This is a genomic window from Streptomyces rugosispiralis, from assembly GCF_024505145.1.
GTDB lineage: Bacteria > Actinomycetota > Actinomycetes > Streptomycetales > Streptomycetaceae > Streptomyces > Streptomyces rugosispiralis.
This window is the reverse complement of record NZ_JANIAA010000003.1, coordinates 286458-303571: the sequence shown is the minus strand read 5'-3', so window position 1 is coordinate 303571 and position 17114 is coordinate 286458. Positions and strand designations below refer to the sequence as shown.

At 72.7% G+C, this 17114-nt stretch carries 17 protein-coding genes and 1 pseudogene; 14 read left to right on the top strand and 4 right to left on the bottom strand.

Annotated elements, in window-relative coordinates; translation table 11 throughout:
- Positions 1 to 4 precede the first annotated feature (4 nt).
- Complete coding sequence (locus NP777_RS07810) at positions 5 to 1234, bottom strand: MFS transporter (RefSeq protein WP_256649318.1); 1230 nt, start codon at positions 1232 to 1234, stop codon at positions 5 to 7.
- Positions 1235 to 1609: 375 nt separating this feature from the next.
- Here NP777_RS07810 and NP777_RS07805 point away from each other — a divergent pair, with 375 nt between their 5' ends.
- The 6 genes from NP777_RS07805 to NP777_RS07780 all read left to right on the top strand — a co-directional run bounded on the left by NP777_RS07805 (position 1610) and on the right by NP777_RS07780 (position 6614).
- The gene (locus NP777_RS07805) at positions 1610 to 1999 is read left to right on the top strand and encodes an NUDIX domain-containing protein (RefSeq protein WP_308405045.1); all 390 of its coding nucleotides are present in this window, start codon (positions 1610 to 1612) and stop codon (positions 1997 to 1999) included.
- Between the two features lie 164 nt (positions 2000 to 2163).
- Positions 2164 to 3222, top strand: a complete 1059-nt coding sequence (locus tag NP777_RS07800; RefSeq protein WP_256649316.1) for a helix-turn-helix transcriptional regulator — start codon at positions 2164 to 2166, stop codon at positions 3220 to 3222.
- A gap of 440 nt (positions 3223 to 3662) precedes the next feature.
- On the top strand, positions 3663 to 4154 hold the full coding sequence (locus NP777_RS07795; RefSeq protein ID WP_256649315.1) for a hypothetical protein: 492 nt from the start codon (positions 3663 to 3665) through the stop codon (positions 4152 to 4154).
- A 223-nt stretch (positions 4155 to 4377) separates the two neighbouring features.
- Positions 4378 to 4605: a hypothetical protein gene (locus NP777_RS07790; protein WP_256649314.1), complete on the top strand. Its 228-nt coding sequence runs from the start codon at positions 4378 to 4380 to the stop codon at positions 4603 to 4605.
- Positions 4602 to 4952 (top strand): response regulator transcription factor, encoded by a 351-nt coding sequence (locus NP777_RS07785; protein WP_256649313.1) that lies wholly within the window; start codon positions 4602 to 4604, stop codon positions 4950 to 4952. The genes NP777_RS07790 and NP777_RS07785 overlap by 4 nt, the downstream gene beginning before the upstream one ends.
- A 6-nt stretch (positions 4953 to 4958) precedes the next feature.
- Positions 4959 to 6614, top strand: coding sequence for an AfsR/SARP family transcriptional regulator (locus NP777_RS07780; protein ID WP_256649312.1), 1656 nt, complete (start codon positions 4959 to 4961; stop codon positions 6612 to 6614).
- Between the two features lie 214 nt (positions 6615 to 6828).
- On the opposite strand, the gene NP777_RS48050 is transcribed toward NP777_RS07780, so the two are convergent.
- Positions 6829 to 7410, bottom strand: coding sequence for a CGNR zinc finger domain-containing protein (locus NP777_RS48050; RefSeq protein ID WP_256649311.1), 582 nt, complete (start codon positions 7408 to 7410; stop codon positions 6829 to 6831).
- A gap of 220 nt (positions 7411 to 7630) precedes the next feature.
- Between NP777_RS48050 and NP777_RS07770 the strand changes: the two genes are divergently transcribed.
- Both NP777_RS07770 and NP777_RS07765 read left to right on the top strand, forming a co-directional pair.
- Positions 7631 to 7873 (top strand): hypothetical protein, encoded by a 243-nt coding sequence (locus tag NP777_RS07770; protein ID WP_256649310.1) that lies wholly within the window; start codon positions 7631 to 7633, stop codon positions 7871 to 7873.
- A 124-nt stretch (positions 7874 to 7997) separates the two neighbouring features.
- A complete protein-coding gene (locus tag NP777_RS07765; RefSeq protein ID WP_256649309.1) occupies positions 7998 to 8480 on the top strand; it encodes a molybdopterin-dependent oxidoreductase in 483 nt (160 codons plus the stop codon).
- Between the two features lie 42 nt (positions 8481 to 8522).
- Here NP777_RS07765 and NP777_RS07760 read toward each other — a convergent pair whose 3' ends face one another.
- Positions 8523 to 9374, bottom strand: coding sequence for a putative RNA methyltransferase (locus NP777_RS07760; protein WP_256649308.1), 852 nt, complete (start codon positions 9372 to 9374; stop codon positions 8523 to 8525).
- A 779-nt stretch (positions 9375 to 10153) separates the two neighbouring features.
- Between NP777_RS07760 and NP777_RS07755 the strand changes: the two genes are divergently transcribed.
- From NP777_RS07755 to NP777_RS07730, 6 genes and pseudogenes are all read left to right on the top strand, one after another.
- A complete protein-coding gene (locus NP777_RS07755; protein ID WP_256649307.1) occupies positions 10154 to 10948 on the top strand; it encodes an IclR family transcriptional regulator in 795 nt (264 codons plus the stop codon).
- 120 nt (positions 10949 to 11068) lie between these two features.
- Positions 11069 to 11308: a hypothetical protein gene (locus NP777_RS07750; RefSeq protein WP_256649306.1), complete on the top strand. Its 240-nt coding sequence runs from the start codon at positions 11069 to 11071 to the stop codon at positions 11306 to 11308.
- Between the two features lie 61 nt (positions 11309 to 11369).
- Positions 11370 to 12509: a Gfo/Idh/MocA family protein gene (locus NP777_RS07745; protein WP_256649305.1), complete on the top strand. Its 1140-nt coding sequence runs from the start codon at positions 11370 to 11372 to the stop codon at positions 12507 to 12509.
- A gap of 249 nt (positions 12510 to 12758) precedes the next feature.
- The gene (locus tag NP777_RS07740) at positions 12759 to 12896 is read left to right on the top strand and encodes a hypothetical protein (protein ID WP_256649304.1); all 138 of its coding nucleotides are present in this window, start codon (positions 12759 to 12761) and stop codon (positions 12894 to 12896) included.
- Positions 12897 to 13139: 243 nt separating this feature from the next.
- Positions 13140 to 13883: pseudogene (locus NP777_RS07735) on the top strand (ThuA domain-containing protein); the annotation flags it as partial.
- A 29-nt stretch (positions 13884 to 13912) separates the two neighbouring features.
- Positions 13913 to 16300 (top strand): glycoside hydrolase family 95 protein, encoded by a 2388-nt coding sequence (locus NP777_RS07730; RefSeq protein ID WP_305889521.1) that lies wholly within the window; start codon positions 13913 to 13915, stop codon positions 16298 to 16300.
- 104 nt (positions 16301 to 16404) lie between these two features.
- Here the strand turns inward: NP777_RS07730 and NP777_RS07725 are convergent, their stop codons facing one another.
- Entirely contained in the window at positions 16405 to 17112 is a 708-nt protein-coding gene (locus NP777_RS07725) for an HAD family hydrolase (protein WP_256649302.1), read from the bottom strand.
- Positions 17113 to 17114: the final 2 nt, after the last annotated feature.

Sequence of the window (17114 nt, the reverse complement as noted above, 5' to 3'; positions counted from 1 at the left end):
GGGGTCAGCCGCTGTGGGCGAGCCGCGGGGCGCGGGTGCGCTCGGCCCAGCCGACGACCGGCTTCATGGCCAGGCCGGCGAGGATGAACAGGCCGCCGAGCAGCAGCCAGCCGAGGGCACCGCCCTGGAGGACGGTGGCGGTGAGGAAGGTGGGCGCGATCATGGCGGAGGCCGCGTAGCCGGAGAAGAAGAACCCCTGGTACTGCCCCTGCTTGTCCGATGGCGCGAGGTCGAACCCGATGACCCAGGCACCGGCCGACAGCACCATCTCCCCGTACACGTGCACCGCGCCGGCCAGCAGCAGGAAGGCCACGGCCATCGCCACGCCGTCCGCCGACGACGCGGCGAACAGCACACACGCGCCGCACAGGACGAAACCGGCCCGCCGGACGGCCCGTACGGCGAGCGGAAGCGCGGACACCCGCTTGGCGATCCGCACCTGGAACGCCACCACGTTCCCCGTGTTGAGCAGGAACAGGGCCGTCACCATCCAGCGAGGCGCGTCCGTATGGCCGGCGATCCACAGCGGCACCACGATCTCCAGCAGCACCGCGTGCAGGGACAGCACCGCGCTCAAGGCGGTGACCAGGGCGAAGGGCCGGTCGCGCAGTACCGCGAGCCGGGGCTGCCCGGGGTCGCCCTGTTCCGCGGCCACCGGCGCCATCTTCGGCAGGGTGGTCAGCACGGCCGCGGCCACCAGGAAGGACAGGGCGTCCAGCACCAGGACGGTACGGAACGCGGCGGGCGAGCCCAACTGCAGGGCGATGCCCGCGAAACCGGCGCCCACCGCCACGCCCACATTGGTGATCGCGCGCAGATACGCCCGGGTCTCCACCAGGTCCGCACCCCGCAGGGTGCTCGCCACGCACGTCTGGAGGGCCGCCCGGCTGCCGCGCTCCAGCACCACGAACAGGCATGCCGATACGGTGAATTGGGCGAAGGAGCCGACGACGAGATAGCCGGCGGCCGCCAGCCCGTTGAGGGCGATCAGCAGCGCCGCCGTTTCACGCCCGCCGCGGCGGTCGGCCACATGCCCCAGGGGAACTCCGGCGAACAGCCCCACCGCTCCGGCGATGGTCAGCCCGAGTCCCAATTGGGGCACGGAAATTCCGACCACCGTGGTGAAATAAAGCGCCGAACACGTCATGAAGGCGCCCTGCCCCATGGTGATGAAGAGGGTCGCCAGGGCCAGCACGCGGCCCGGCCCCGAAGCGGGGAGAAGTCGATTCAGCACGCAGCCAACTGTAGGGATCGGGCGGAATTCGCCGGGAACTGTGAAAACGGCGGCGGCGGTTGGGGAAATGACCGCGCGATGACCGGAGCTTTCCCCGGGCCGCCGGTCCGCCGGGCCCGTGGGGGCCCGGACGGAGCCGGTCCGGTCGTGGGCTTCCCCACTGGTGCGGCGGCCAGATTGTTGTATGTTGCCTGCTGCCGCATGCAGAGGAAGCGGAGTGGGAGACTCATGGGGTACACGCGCGGACGCCGCGTCACACACTGTTCCTACTGCGGTACCGCCTTCGCCGAGGGAGCCGGCTGGCCGCGGGACTGCTCCGGGTGCGGTGAGACCCAATGGCGCAACCCACTGCCCGCGGCGGTGGTCCTACAGCCCGTGGCAACGTTGTCAGGCGGGCTGGGAGTGGTCGTGGTGCGCCGGGCCATCGAGCCCGCCCTGGGGCGGCTGGCGCTGCCCGGCGGCTATGTGGAGGTCGGCGAGACCTGGCAGGAGGGCGCCGTGCGGGAACTGCGGGAGGAGACCGGCCTGGCGGCCGATCCGGGGCGGGTCCGCCTCTTCGACGTGCACTCCACCCGCGACACCCTCGAGGTCTTAGCCCTGCTGCCGGTGCGCGACGCCGAAACCCTGCCCGAGGCCGCGCCGATGCCCGAGACGGCCGGATGGCAGGTCCTCGACGCACCGGTCACGCTGGCCTTCGACGGACATACGACGGCCGTCGCCGCCCTCCTGGGGACGGCCTCGCCCGGCGCGGCGGGGCTCGGGTGAACCCGTCCGCGGCGATGGACGTCTGTCACACCAGAGCGTTTCTGACAGGACCAGTGGGAGAAGAGAAAAGAAAGCGAAATGCTGCAGAGACACCGGCTGTCCGATGTCGGATTCCCGTCCGATGGCTCGTCGACAAGACTCCTCGGCGGACGAGGGGAGAGCCTGTGAAGCTGCCCATCCAACGGGCCGCTTGCGGTTCCGGCTATGTGAGCGACACCGAAGTCGCGGTGTATTCCTGCATACTGCGATTCCAGCAGGTGACCAGGAAATTCCTGTGCACGTTATCCGAGCTGGAAATGTCCGGGGAAGAGCTCGACGCGGCGGTCGACCGGCTGAAGGAACTGGGTCTGCTGCGCTCCCACTCGAAGGACCCGGCGCTGCTGGTGCCCGTCGATCCCGACCTGGCCGCGGCCGCGCTCACCGCCCCGATCCAGGAGTCCCTCCAGGAGCGGCGGCGGCAACTCGACCAGATCAGCGTCGAGTTCGGCCGGCTGCGGGCCCACTTCCTCGAAGGCAGGCGCCGTCACGCCGCCGGGAGCATCGAGGTGGTCGGACATCTGGACGAGGTACGGGCCGCCTTGAACCGCGCCTCCAACGAGTGCAAGGAGGAGGTGCTGAGCAGTCAGCCCGGCGGCGGACGGGCGCCCGAGGTGCTGGAGGAGGCGATCAGCCGGGACACGGCGTTACTCGCCCGCGGGGTGCGGATGCGCACCCTCTACAACCACACGGCCCGGTTCAACGCCCCGAGCCAGGCGTACGTGGCCGTCATGTCCGGGCTGGGCGCCGAATACCGCACCGTCCACGATCCCTTCGGCCGCCTGATCGTCTTCGACCGGGACCTCGCGTTCATCCCCGACGGGGACGGAAGCCTGGGGGCGGTGATCGTGCGCGAGCCGTCCGTCGTCGGCTATCTCTGCTCGGTCTTCGAGAACGCCTGGGCCCACGCCCGGCCCTTCTCCGACGCCGCCGTCGACGGTCTGGAATCCGTGGCGAAAGAGCTGGACGGAACGATCCTTCGCCTGCTGGCGGCGGGCTACAAGGATGAGGCGATCGGCCGCAGACTGGGGATGTCGCTGCGCACCACGCGCAAACACGTCGCCGACATCATGGACACCCTCGGCGCGGTGAGCCGGTTCCAGGCCGGAGTCCTCGCCGCCCGCGCCGGTCTGCTGGACCACGACGAGAGCGAACCGGACGCCGGGGTGAGCGAGGCCGCCCGGTAGCCGGCGCCCGTCCGGCGGCGGGCGGGGAGGTGAGGCCGCGACGGTGGTATACCGTCGCGGCCTCATGTGTTCCGGCGGAACGTGTCGGTCAGCGCGGCCTCTTGCGGCCTGGCCGGATGTGTCCGTCACCGCGGCCATGCGCGTCCTGGCCGAATGTGGCTGTCACCGTGGCCATGCGCGTCCTGGCCGAATGTGGCTGTCACGCCGGCGCGGGACCGCCGGTGCGTGACTGGCACACCGGGCCGCCGGCGCGCGAGGATGGGCAGCCGCCTGCGCGGGGGGTTCCGCGGACGACACTTCCGGCGGCCCACCGGGCCGTCCTCTGTCGTCAGCTGCCCATGCCTGCCGTGTGATCGGTGCTCGATCGCCTCGGAGAGCTTGCGTCGTTCCGTTGCCGGTGGCGGTCACGAGAAGCGACCTTTCGAGAGCGAAGGGCAAGGGTGTCCGATACCGACTGGGAACTCTTCCTCCGCGACCTGGCGCTGTGCCTGTCGACGTACCAGGACAGGGGCCCCGCGGTGGTGTGGCCCGAGCGTGCCCACAGCGTCCTCCCGAGCCTTGACGGGACGTACGGCGGGGAAGTGGCGGACACGGAGTGGCGGCCCGCGCCCCCCGGCGCGCGTGCCCGCCAACTGGCCGCCGATCTGGGCCATGTCATGGGCTACCCCGTCGAGGCGTACGAACGGCTGCTGCCGGCCGGGACGGCGCTCCCGCTCGGGCGTGTCGGCGCCGATGTCCTGCTCTTTCCGCTGAGCGGGGGAGCGCGCTGCCGCGTCGAGGACCCGGACCCCGTGGCCCACCGGGGCGGGGGTGTCGAACTGCGGCTGCGCGCCGGGGAGATGGTCTTCGTGCCCGCACGCCATTCCTGCACGCTCTCCGAGGTCTGGGCGCCGTGCCGGCTGCTGCTGTTGGTGCTCCACGCCACACCATGATCGCGCCAGTGCGGGGGCGGCCATGGGCCACTGACGCCTCCTCGCGGTGACGCCGGACGACCGAAGAATCCGATTCCGTCCGCTTATATCCCCCCCTCGTTTTGGTGCCGGGCACCTTGGTGAGCGGCGGAACGCGTGGTGCGGGGGCCGGGGTCGAGCCATGATCGACCCATCCGAGCCCAGGGCCGATTCCCATACCGGATCTCTTCCACCGGAGGCCAGAATGCGTACGTTGCTCCTCACCGCCGTCATGACCGCGATCGCCGCACCGGCCCTCTCGCTGTTCCTGAGCACGGCCGCACACGATCGAGCCGGAACCGGCACCGGCGGCCTTCACCCGCTGGCCGTCGCCGTGGACGCCACGCCCCTGGCGGCGGTCGGCGCCAAGTCGCCCGGTGAGGACGACACCGGCTGGGGCCTGCACGGCATGGCTCTGCCCTCGGGCCGATGAATGCCGGACGGCCCGGCCGTCAACCGCTGGACTTACTCAGCGACCGTGAACGCGAGGTGCTGGACCGCGTCCTGGAGGGGCACACCTACCCCTCCGTGGCGCGTGCTCTGGGCCTCAGCCCGCACACCGTCGACACCTATATGCGACGCATCCGTGCCAAGACGGGGGCCACCCATCGCCTGCAACTGCTGCGGCTCGCGATGGCCGACGCCCTTGAGACGGGTTCGCGGGCCACAAGGAACACGCGGGCCACAAGGGATACGGGGGCCACAAGGGATACGGGGGACGCAAGAAATACGGGGGACACGGGGGAAACACGGGGACAGGCGCATCCAGACAGAAGGTGAGGTTCCGTGGACTTCCACTTGCTCGGCCCCCTCGAGGTGCTCGATGACGGAGTGCCGGTGCCGCTGGGCGGAGTGATCAAGCGTGGGGCGCTCGCCCATCTGCTCATCCACGCCAACAGCGTGGTGGCCACGAGCAGGTTACTGGCCGCCCTGTGGCCCGGCGACACCCCGCTCACCGCCCGGAAGATGCTCCAGAACGCGGTCCGGGACCTGCGCCGGACCCTGTCCTGCGAACCCGGCTCCGAGGGGCGGGCCACGCTGCTGACCGACGCCCCGGGGTACCGGCTGCGGGTGGACCCCGACGCCGTCGATCTGCTCCGCTTCCGGCGGGCGGTGGAGCGCGGCCAGGCCGAGGTGGCCGCCGGCTCCCACGAGTCGGCCGCGCGGGTGCTGCGGGAGGCCCTGGGGCTGTGGCGGGGGCCCGCGCTCGCGGACCTCGTCGAGGACGGCCTCGTCTGGCCGGAGTTGACCGCCTGGGAGAACAGCCGGCTCAACGCCCAGGAGGACCTCTTCGAGGCCGAGCTGGCGTGCGGCCGTCACCACGCGGTCCTGGGGGAGCTGCAGGCGGTGGCCGCCGCCGAGCCGACGAGGGAGCGCCTGAGCTGTCAGCTCATGCTGGCGCTGTACCGCTGCGGACGGCAGACCGAGGCGCTCGCCGCCTACCGCCACCGCCGCGTGGAGCTGGTCGAGCGGTACGGCCTCGAACCCACCCGCGAGATGCAGAAGCTGGAGCGGGCGATCCTCGCCCACGACCCGGAGCTCGACCCTCCGTCCCGTCCCGCGCTGGTCGATGTGACGCCCCTGCCCAGGCCCGACACGGCGCGGGAGGCCCCGGCCGGCACCCCGGCCCAGGGCAGGGCGGGTCTCGCCGCGGTGGGCGGACGCGCCACCCGGCCGCGGCGGCTGAGCGAATCCACCGTGGAGCACAAGCGGATCAGCCTCGTTTGGGTGCGCCACGCGTTGGAGGGTCACGGCCACGATCCCTCGACCGTCCAGGACGCGCTGCGGGAGGCCGAGGGGGTGGTCCGCGAGGAGGTCGCACGGTTCGGCGGGACCATGGCCCATGCGGCCGGACCGGTCTTCTCGGCGCTGTTCGGCCACCCCGAGACGTGTGAGGACGACGCGGCGCGGGCGGTGCGGGCGGCGTTCGCGATGCGCGACCGTTTCACCGGCCGTGGCACGGGTCCCGCCGGTCCCGCCGGTCCCGCCGGTCCCGCCGGTCCCGCCGGTCCCGCGCTCAGGGGTCCCGGCCCCGCGTGTCTCCATGTCGCCGTGGTGACGGGCGACGCCTATCTGTTGTTCCGGCCGGGGGAGGCGGACACCGCCCCGAGGGTGATGGGGGAGGCGGCCGACCGGTGTTTCCGGCTGCTGGCGCTCGCCCCGCGGGGGCAGGTACGGGTATGCGAGGTCACCCGTCGCGCCAGCGAGCCCGACATCGCGTATCGCGTCGGCCCGGAGCCCCCCGATGGCTGGGAGGCCGTCCGGGTCCGCAGGCGGGGACACGGCATGGAGGTCCGTCAGGGACACGGCGCCGAGGTCCGCCATGGACACGGTGCGGAGGTCCGGCGTACGGCCGGAGCCGGACCCGGAGCCGGACCCCGGGAGTGGGCGGCGCTGCCCGCCCCGGACCCCGAGGAGATCCCCGCCCACGCCGCGCTGTGACGGCCGGGGCGCGGTGAGCGCCGAGGCGCCGCCTGGTCGGCGAGATCGACATCACGGTTCGTGAGATCGACGACTGCCTCGAGCACCTGGAGGAGTGGCTCGCCCCGCGGCCCACGGAGGTCACCGTCTCCCATCTGCCGGAGGGGACCACGGCCCGGACCGAGTCCGACCCGCTCGGTGGCGCCCTGGTCCTCTCGGCCTGGAACTATCCGATCTATCTGCTGCTGTCCCCCGTCGCCGCCGCGCCGGCCTTCTTCCGGGCCCGGTACGCGGCCACGTTGCTCTTGTTGCCACAGGTGTCGTACGCGTGCCAGCGCTGGGTGCGGCTGCGTGTGGTGTCGTAGAACGCGTGGTCGCAGCGGACATTGGCGCAGATACGGATGCGTGGCCAGGTGCCGTCGGAGACGAGCTCCGCCACCGCGAGGGTGATGCCGCCGAGCACGGGGTCGCCGCCCACCTGCCGCAGCCGCACCTTCCCGGGCTCCGGGAAGTCCTGCCGCAACGTGACGGAGGACGCGCGCTCGGCCAGCTGTGCCCAGCCGGGTGCCGCCGCGCCGTCCGGTGCGGTGATGATGTCCATGAGGGTCGTGCGCAGCGCGCGGATCTTGGCCATGCGCTGCGGTGACGGTCGCTCCGTGGCGGGCTGGCCGAACGGGCGCAGCACGGCGCTCGCCGTCTCGGGGTCCTGGAGCGTCTCCGGGAACGCCGTGCCGTGCGGCCGGGAGTTGAGCAGGTCCACGATCGCCTCGGCGGTCGCGGGGTTCCGCCGCCCGGAGTCCGATTCTTCTCTGGCCACCCAGCCAGGGTAGCGCAGGGTCTATTGACGAATGAGGCTTACACCCTGGTGGCCGTGCGTGCTATAACGTTCCGCCGTACACAGCCCCCGCCTCCCGTGGCTCGCGGAGCGCGAGCATCAGTCTGCCGGTGATCTCGCTGGGCTCGGCGGGCCTCGGCGGGGCCTGGCAGGCGGCGGCCTCCGCCAGGGGTTCGCCCTCGCGTACGTTCCCATCATCGGCATGCTGATCACCGGCCACTTCTCGCGCTTCGGCCAGGAGGGGGCGCGCTGGGCCTACGCCGCCTTCCTCGTGGCGGCCGCGCTGGTGGCCACCCGTCTGCTCGCCCGCTGGTTCACCGGCACCCTCGGCGAGACCGCCCTGCACCCCGGCTATCTGCTGCCGGTCTCCTCCGGGCCGTACATCGCGAGTATCACCGCCTCGGCACTGCGCCTCCCCGAGTCAACGGTGAGCCGTTTGTCCTAGCCGCAGATGCGAGGTAGAGGCAGGCTTCTCCCTCGCATGAGCGTGATCTTTGGTCTATGGGCATGGCATGTGCGTTTGCCCGGGATGGGTGTTCGGGTAACGCTCCTCCAGGAGGTGGTAGCCCGTGCGTGACTCCCTCGCGGCCGCCAGTACGGCCGCCGGTCCGATGGCGGAAGTCGCCCTCACCGGCGATCTGAGCCGCCCCGCCCGGCTGACGGTGTCCGAGCTGCTCTCCTGGCCCCAGCACGGGGCGCAGGTGAGTTTCGACTGCGCCACCAGTGGCATCCAGCGCCACCGCTTCACCGGGCCGTTCCTGCACGACGTCCTGATCGCCGCCGGCCCCGGTTTCGACCCCGCCCGGCGCAAGGACCGGCTGCGCTTCCTGATCGCCGTACGTGGCGTGGACGGCCACCGCGCGCTGCTGTCCTGGGCCGAGATCGACCCGGACTTCGGCCGTGCCCCCGTCCTGCTCGCGGTCACCATCGACGACACCCCGCTCGACCGCGCGGGCCCCCAGCTCGTCCTGCCCCAGGACCGCTGTGGCGCCCGGTACATCAGCGGTATCGAGGCGATCCGGGTGGACGGCGGATACACCGTCTGGACCTGACCCCGGCGAGCGGAGCGCGGTGAGGGCCGCCGGGGCCCGGCGTCAGACCAGCGGGCGGTACGCGGTGAGGGTGACGGACAGGGTCACATCGCAGGGCTCGGGCAGCCGCGCGATCCGCTCCTCCAGCCGTTCGCCCTGCTGATGCCAGGCGTTGGGGCCCATCCCCACCAGCTGCGGTACGGCCTTGTGGTCCAGCGCCATGGTGCTCCGCGACCGCTCGCGGGCCACCTCGGTGAAATGCGCCGAGAGCCGGTCGGCCAGCCGCTCGTCCTTCTGCTCGCCCACCCGCAGCAACCCGAGGGCCGCCACCAGCTCCCGTAGATGATCCGGCCGGGGCGTCACCACCAGCAGCACACCCCCCGGACGCAGAATCCGCCGCAGCTCGGCCGGATTGCGCGGTGCGAAGACGTTGAGAACCACCGACGCGGCCCCGTCGGCGAGCGGCAGCCCGTCCCAGGCGTCGGCCACCACCGCACTGATCCGGGGATGCGCCCGCGCGGCCCGGCGGGCGGCGAACTTGGAGATGTCGAGCAGGATCCCCTCGGCGTCCGGGAACTCCGGCATCACCCGGGCGAGGTGGTAGCCCGTGCCGCCGCCGATGTCCACGACACAGCCGGGGTCCCCGCCCGCCGCCTCCGGTGCCGTCTCGCGCGCCAGCGCGGCCAGTGCCCCGGCGATCGGCGCGTAGTGACCGGCGGCCAGGAAGTCCGCGCGGGCCGCCACCATGGCGGCGGTGTCCGCGCTGAACTTGGCGGCGCCACGCAGCAGATTGACATACCCCTGCTTCGCCACGTCGAAGCTGTGCCCCTGGAGGCACCGCAGCGTGCCGTCGGTCATCGTCATGGACCCGGAGCAGTACGGACAGTGAAGGTACCGAACCGCCTCTTTCCGCATCGTGTCCCCCGTTGCCGCCGTTGTCCTGACAGGAACCCAGCCTATGCGCAGGTCCCCGGGGTGCCGCGTACCCACCCCCCGCCTCGGTCGGCGGGCGCGCTCGTTCCTTGACATAGCACGAGAGGCCGGGCCGTCGGTGAATCGGAGGTGGCTCCCGCCGCGCCGGCTCCCGCCGCGGCGAGGGCCGCCGCGCCTAGGGCGCCCGCGGCGGTGCGGGTCGGAAAGGTCCGGCGCGTGGTGCCGGGGCTCTGTGCCATCTCACGTTCCTTCCGTGTCCGTGGCGGAGGAGCACCTCGGAGCCCTCGTCAGCGGGGGTCCTCGGTGACGGCGTCCGCGGTGCGCCGGCCGTGGGTGGGCCGGGGAGGAACCCAGCGGCCCGGCGCGGCGCGAGATGTCGTACCGCCCCGCGAAGCGGGACAGCGGCGGCGCCGCCACGTACAGCACACGGCTGCCGCGCGTCTCGGCCGCGAGCGCGGCCGCACCGCCGCCGCGGCGTCGCGGGTGTCCGGCCCGTACGGGGCCTCGGCGAGCGTGGCGTGTGTTTCGCCGACCGGTACGCAGCGGGGTGAGCGCGGGTGGGGCCGACCACGCGAGACCCGGCGCCGGAAAGGGGACAACTGGTCTGCGTACGAGCCTCCGCCCGATGCGAAGCGTTCGGAAGACCGAATGGCGTTGGAGTGACGGAACATAGGCTTGCCGTGATATAGCGTCAAGACGAGCTACGGAAGTTGTCGGGGACCGGGGCCGGTGCGGCGCCGGGCCGGGGAGCGGAGGCCGGCGTGGAATCGGTGTCGGGAGCAGCGCGGGTCCGGCGTCACGAGGACGTCAAATCCGCGGCGCGCGTCCTGGAAGTGCTCGAACTCCTGGGCGCCGAGGGTGCCCGGCTCTCGCTCGCCGACATGGCGAGCACCCTGTCCGTGCCCAAGAGCAGCCTGCACGCGGTGCTGCGCACCATGGAGTCGCGCCGCTGGGTGGAGACCGACCCGTCCGGAACGCTGTACAGCCTCGGCCTCAAGGCGCTGCTGACCGGCACCGCCTATCTGGAGAGCGACGACCTCGCCGGGATCGCCGGGCCCGTGCTCGACCTGCTGGCCGAGGAGACGGGCGAGGCCGTCCACCTCGGCCGGCTGGACCATACGGACGTCGTCTACCTGGCCAAGCGCGAATCCCGGCACGCCCTGCGGATGTACTCGGCGGTCGGCCGCCGGCTGCCCGCGCACGCCACCGCGCTGGGCAAGGCGATCCTGTCCCAGTACGACGCGGCGGAGGTCCAGCGCCGCCTCAACTGGCCGCTCCCGGCGCTGACTCCGAGCACCGTCACCGACCCGGACGAGCTGCTCGCCCAGCTCGCCGACGCCCGCAAGCGCGGCTGGGCGGAGGACGAGGGCGAGAGTTCGGTGGACATCCGCTCTGTGGCGGTCCCGCTCGGCACCGGGCACGACGGCGGCGACGCGATCAGCTGCTCGGCGCCGCGCAGCCGGATGGACGACGCCCGGCTGAGCGAGATCGCCGCCCATGTCGCGGAGGCGGCCCACTCGTTGCGCGTCCTGCTGAAGCGGCTCGGGGAGCACTGAGCCTCCGGGCCCCGCGGGCGCCCGGGTCCGGCCATATCCCGGCACGGTCATTGACACCGCTCCTGAACCCTCTTTACGTTCGAATGGACGATCGCCATTCGGCTATGGGAATGGGAGCGTATGTCCGCACCTCGCGAGCCGCACCTCCCGCCGGCCCAGGCCCCCTGGGTGGCGGAGCGCGGCGACAAGCTCCGCGTCACCGCCGTACGCACCTTCCTGACGACTCCTCAAGGCTGCCCGCACCTCTTCCCCGCCTTCGGCGTCCAGGAGGCGGCCACCTTCCGCGAGCCGGTTCTGGGGGTCTTCCCCGGCGCGATCGTGCCGCTGCGGACCACCGACGGGAGCGTGCGGAGGCCGTGACACCGAATGCGATGAGTGGATGGAAGCCCGAGACGCGGGCGCTGACCGGGAGGGGGCTGCCATGGGCGAGCCGCTGAGGATAGGGCTGGTCGGAGCGGGCAAGATCAGCGGGGCCTATCTGGACACGCTGCCACGGCTGCCGGGACTGCGCCTGACCGCCGTGACCGACCTCAACCGGGCCCGCGCGGAGGCCGCCGCCAAGACCGCGGAGGCGGCCGTCAAGAGCGCGCAGAGCACCGGCGGCGTGGCCGTCGCCGCGTCGGCCGACGAGCTGATGGCACGCGACGACGTCGACGCCGTACTCAACCTGACCATCCCGGCGGCGCACGCCGAGGTGGCGCTGGCCGCGCTCGCCGCGGGCCGGCATGTGTACGGCGAGAAGCCGCTGTCCGGCACCCGCGAGGAGGCCGACGCCATCCTGCGCGCGGCCGACCTCGCCGGGCTGCGGGTCGGCTGCGCGCCGGACACCGTGCTCGGTCCGGGCACCCAGACCGCGCGCAAGGCCGTGGACGACGGGCTCATCGGCACACCGGTCGCGGCCACCGCCTTCATGACCACCGCCGGGCACGAGGCGTGGCATCCGGACCCGGAGTTCTACTACCGGCCCGGCGGTGGGCCGCTGCTGGACATGGGCCCGTACTATCTGTCCGCCCTGGTGCATCTGCTGGGCCCGGTGGTCCGGGTCACCGGGGCGGCGTCCCGGCCGCGCGCCCAGCGGAGCGTCGGCAGCGGGCCGCGCGCGGGCGAGCGCTTCGCGGTCGAGGTGGACACCCATGTCACGGGCGTCCTGGAGCATCGAGACGGCGCGCTCACCACCCTGCTGATGAGCTTCGATGTGCACGCGGCCCGGCTGCCACGCATCGAGGTCCACGGCACTGAGGGCTCGCTGTCGGTGCCGGACCCCAACACCTTCGACGGCCCGGTGGAGCTCTGGCGCGGCGGCGCCTGGGAGCCGCTGGCGCCGTCGGCCGGATACCCGGGCTCCGCCCGGGGTTACGGCCTGGCCGACCTGGCGCGGGCACTCGGCGCGGGCCGCCCGCACCGGGCCTCCGCCGAACTCGCCCGGCATGTCCTGGACATCATGCTCACCCTGCTCGACGCCGCCCGGGAGCGGACCTCGCTGCCGGTCGGCACCACCTGTTCCCGTCCCGAACCCGTGCCCTTCACCGATGAGCTGTCCGCGTCGGCGGGCCACGGCTAGGGCCTGTCTGGGGTTGTGATCTGGGCTCGCGGGGCAGATCACAACCCCAGACAGGCCCTAGGGCGGTGTCGAGTACGGGCACAAGGGTTCCCGCCACCCTGCCGAAGGCCCGTACCGCGGCGCGGCGGCGTGCGCCTGCGCTCAGCACGTCCGCGAGTATCCCCCACCGCATACGGAGGACTTCCGAGCACAGGAAACGCCTGAGACTGCGCAGATCCCTCGCGCTGTTCGCCGGAACGCTGCTCACCGGTGCCACCACTGCGCCGCGTCGATGTCGAACGGTCCGTGCTGAGCCGCGAGGCCGCCGCGGTCGGGGCCGCGTCGGCCATCTTCCACGCCACGTTCACCCCGCGGCTGGCGGGCCGTCCCGCACCCACGAGGCGGTGAGCGGATGACCGGGCACAGGATTTTGTCAACGGGCTTTGCAAAGGAGGGCCGACTCGGTACGGTCCCCTTACGCTCAACGGACGCGGCCCCCTCACCGGGGCTCGCATCCGTGCGGCGCCCCAGGCGCGACGGTGCGCGCTGTGCCCAACCCCCTTTGAGAATCACACTTCTCCCCGGAGGTTCCCCGTGCACAGGAAACGTCCCGACCTGCCCACCCCCGGCCCCGCCCCGCGCCGCTCCGTGATGAGGGCCGCGGCCGGCGCCGTCCTGATCACCGCGGCGAACGCGCCCGCGTGGGCCGCGCCCGTCCGCAGGCGGCCGAAGGCGGGCCGGGTGCTGGTGTTCTCCAGGACGGCGGGCTTCCGCCACGACTCCATCCCCGACGGCATCGCCGCCATCCGGCAACTGGGCACCCAGGCCGGGTTCGCCGTCGATGCCACCGAGGACGCCACCGCCTTCACCCCCGGCAACCTCGCCCGCTACGCCGCCGTGGTCTTCCTGTCCACGACCGGGGACGTCCTCGACACGGGTCAGCAGACGGCCTTCCAGGGCTATATCGCGGCGGGCGGCGGCTACGCGGGGGTGCACGCGGCCGCCGACACCGAGTACGACTGGCCGTTCTACGGCGGTCTGTGCGGTGCCTGGTTCCAGTCCCACCCGGCGATCCAGCAGGCCACGGTGAAGGTCGAGGACCACGCCCACCCGGCGACGGCCCACCTCGGAAACGCCTGGGTCCGCACCGACGAGTGGTACAACTACCGCACCAACCCCCGTGGTACGGCCACCGTGCACGTACTCGCCGCGCTGGACGAGTCCTCGTACAGCGGTGGCACCATGAACGGCGATCACCCCATCAGCTGGTACCAGGCGTACAAGGGCGGCCGGGCCTTCTACACCGGACTCGGCCACACCAAGGAGTCCTACGCCGAGCCCGCCTTCCGGCAGCACCTCCTCGGTGGCATCACCTACGCCATGGGCGTGGCCAAGTGACCCCTGACGTCCCGCGCCGGCGGTTCATGACCCTCGCCGCCACGACCACCACGGGCCTCGCCGCCACCGGCCTGCCCGCCGGGTCCGCCCACGCCGCGCAGCACGGTGGCCATGAGGCGGCGGACCGGCCGCTGGCGCTGTGGTACCGCGCACCCGCCGCCGACTGGCTGAGCGCCCTGCCGCTGGGCAACGGGCGGCTCGGCGCGATGGTGTTCGGGGGGACCGAGACCGAGCGGCTGCAGCTCAACGCGGACACCGTCTGGGCGGGTGGGCCGCACGAGTACGACAACCACAAGGGCCTCGCCGCCCTGCCCCGCATCCGGCAGCTCGTCTTCGACGGAAAGTGGCCCGAGGCCGAGACGCTGATCAACTCCGACTTCCTCGGTGTGCCCGGTGGCCAGGCCCAGTACCAGACCGTCGGCAACCTGCTCCTGAAGCTGCCGACCGGCGGCCCGGTGGCCGGCTACCGGCGGGAGCTGGACCTGGACTCCGCGATCGCCACCACCACCTACACCCGCGACGGTGTGACGTACACCCGCGAGGCGTTCGCCAGCGCCCCCGACCGCGTCATCGCCGTCCGGCTGTCCGCCTCGAAGAAGGGCGCCCTGTCCTTCGGCGCCACGTTCGACAGTCCGCTGCACACCTCCCCGTCCTCGCCCGACCCGCTCACCGCCGCGCTCGACGGGACCGGCGACGCCACGGGTGGGGTGGACGGCGCGGTGGGATTCCGAGCGCTGGTGCGGGTGCTCGCCGAGGGCGGCACCACCACCAGCGCGGGCGGGTCCGTCACCGTCCGGGGCGCCGACGCGGCCACCGTCCTGGTGGCCATCGGCACCACCTATGTGAACTGGGAGAACGCCCATGGCGACGCGGCAGGCCGGGCGGCCGGGGACCTCAACCCGGCGGCGATCCGCCCGTACGGACAACTGCGCGGCCGCCATGTCGAGGACCACCGCGCGCTGTTCCGCCGCACCTCGCTGGACGTGGGCACCAGCGACGCGGCGGCCCTGCCCACCGACGAGCGGGTCGCCCGCTTCGCCTCCGGCGGTGATCCGCAACTGGTCGAGCTGCACTTCCAGTACGGTCGCTATCTGCTCATCGCCGCGTCCCGCCCCGGCACCCAGCCGGCCAATCTCCAGGGCATCTGGAACGACCTGACGAGCCCGCCCTGGGGCTCGAAGTACACCATCAACATCAATACCGAGATGAACTACTGGCCGGCCGCCCCCGCCAACCTCCTGGAGTGCTGGGACCCGGTCTTCGCCCTGCTCGACGAGCTGGCCGTGGCCGGGCGGTCCACGGCGCGCACCCAGTACGGCGCGGACGGCTGGGTCACCCACCACAACACCGACGCCTGGCGCGGCACCGCGCCCGTGGACGGCGCCTTCTGGGGCATGTGGCCCATGGGCGGCGCATGGCTGTCCATGGCCATCTGGGAGCACTACCGGTACACCCGCGACACGGCGAAACTGCGGGCGCGCTACCCCGTACTCAAGGGCGCGGCGGAGTTCTTCCTCGACGCGCTGGTGACCGATCCGACCACGGGCGCGCTGGTCACCTGCCCCTCCGTCTCCCCGGAGAACGCCCACCACGGCGGGGGCGGCGGCTCGCTGTGCGCCGGGCCGACGATGGACACGCAACTGCTGCGCGACCTGTTCGGCGCCGTGGCTGCGGCCGCCGACCTCCTTGGCACCGATGCCGCCTTCCGGGACCAGGTGCTCGCCGCGCGCGGGCGGCTCGCCCCCATGAAGGTCGGCGCGCGGGGCCAGCTCCAGGAGTGGCAGCAGGACTGGGACGCGGGCGCCCCCGAACAGCAGCACCGCCATGTCTCCCATCTGTACGGGCTGCATCCGAGCAACCAGATCAGCCGGACGCGCACCCCGGACCTGTTCGCCGCGGCGCGCACCACCCTCGTACAGCGCGGTGACGCGGGGACCGGATGGTCGCTCGCCTGGAAGATCAACTTCTGGGCGCGGCTCCAGGAGGGGGACCGCTCCTACAAGCTGCTGACCGATCTGCTGACCCCCGAGCGCACCGCCCCCAACCTCTTCGATCTGCATCCGCCGTTCCAGATCGACGGCAACTTCGGCGCCTGCGCCGGGGTGACCGAATGGCTGCTGCAGAGCCAGCACGACGAGCTGCATCTGCTGCCCGCCCTCCCGCCGAACCTGCCGGACGGCAGCGTCCGGGGCCTGCTGGCGCGGGGCGGTTTCGAGGTGGACGTCAGCTGGCGGGGCGGGGCGCTGGGCGAGGCGCGGCTGTTGGCACGGGCCGGAGGGCCGACGCGGCTGCGGACGGCGAGGGCCGTGCGGGTGACCTCCGGGGACGCACCCGTCGCCACCACCCGGCCGGAGCCGGGGGTCACGGCCTTCACCGCGAACGCGGGCGCCACCTATGTGGTCCGTCCCGGCTGACCGCGGACTCGGCTGCCGGTGGCCGGCTTCCGGGCGTCGGTGCGGGACGGGAGGTTCTTCCGGATGCCGTCCCGGCCGGGCTCGAAGCCCTCGAAGCGGATCCATCAGCCGACTTCCCGCAGCAGGGCGGGAAGGCCGGCCACCGAGTCCAGTACGTGGGTCGCCCCGGCCGCGCGGAACGCCTCGTCACCGTGGGCCCCGGTGCGCACCCCGGCGACCAGCCCCGCCCCGGCCCGTACCCCGCTGAGCACGTCGTAGGAGGTGTCGCCGACGACGGCCACCCGCGCCACGTCCTCCGCGGCCTTGGTCCGCAGGAACGCCTCCAGCACCATGTCCGGGTACGGCCGCCCGCGCCCGCCCGCGTCGGCGGGGCACAGGGTGAGCGGCACCAGACCGCGCCAGCCGAGCGCGTCCAGGATGGCGTCCTGGGTGACACGGGCGAAGCCGGTGGTGAGGACGACGGTGCGGCCGTCGGCGGCGAGTTCCTCGACGGCCTCGCGGGCGCCGGGGACGGGGGCGATCAGACCGCCGTCGACGAGTTCGCCGTACGCCCGCTCGAAGGCGGCGTTGGCGCGCTGGGCCAGCTCCTCGGCGCCGAACAGATGGCGGAAGACCGAGATCTTGGACTCGCCCATGGTGGCGCGCACATAGTCCAGCTTCTCGGCGTGGCCGGGGGTGCCGGGCTCGACGCCCAGCTCACCGGCGGCTGCGTCGAAGGCGCGCTCGACCAGGCCGCCGTCGGCGACGGTGGTACCGGCCATGTCGAGGGCCACCAGGCGGATGCCGCCGGTCATGGTGTTCGTGGTGGTCATGG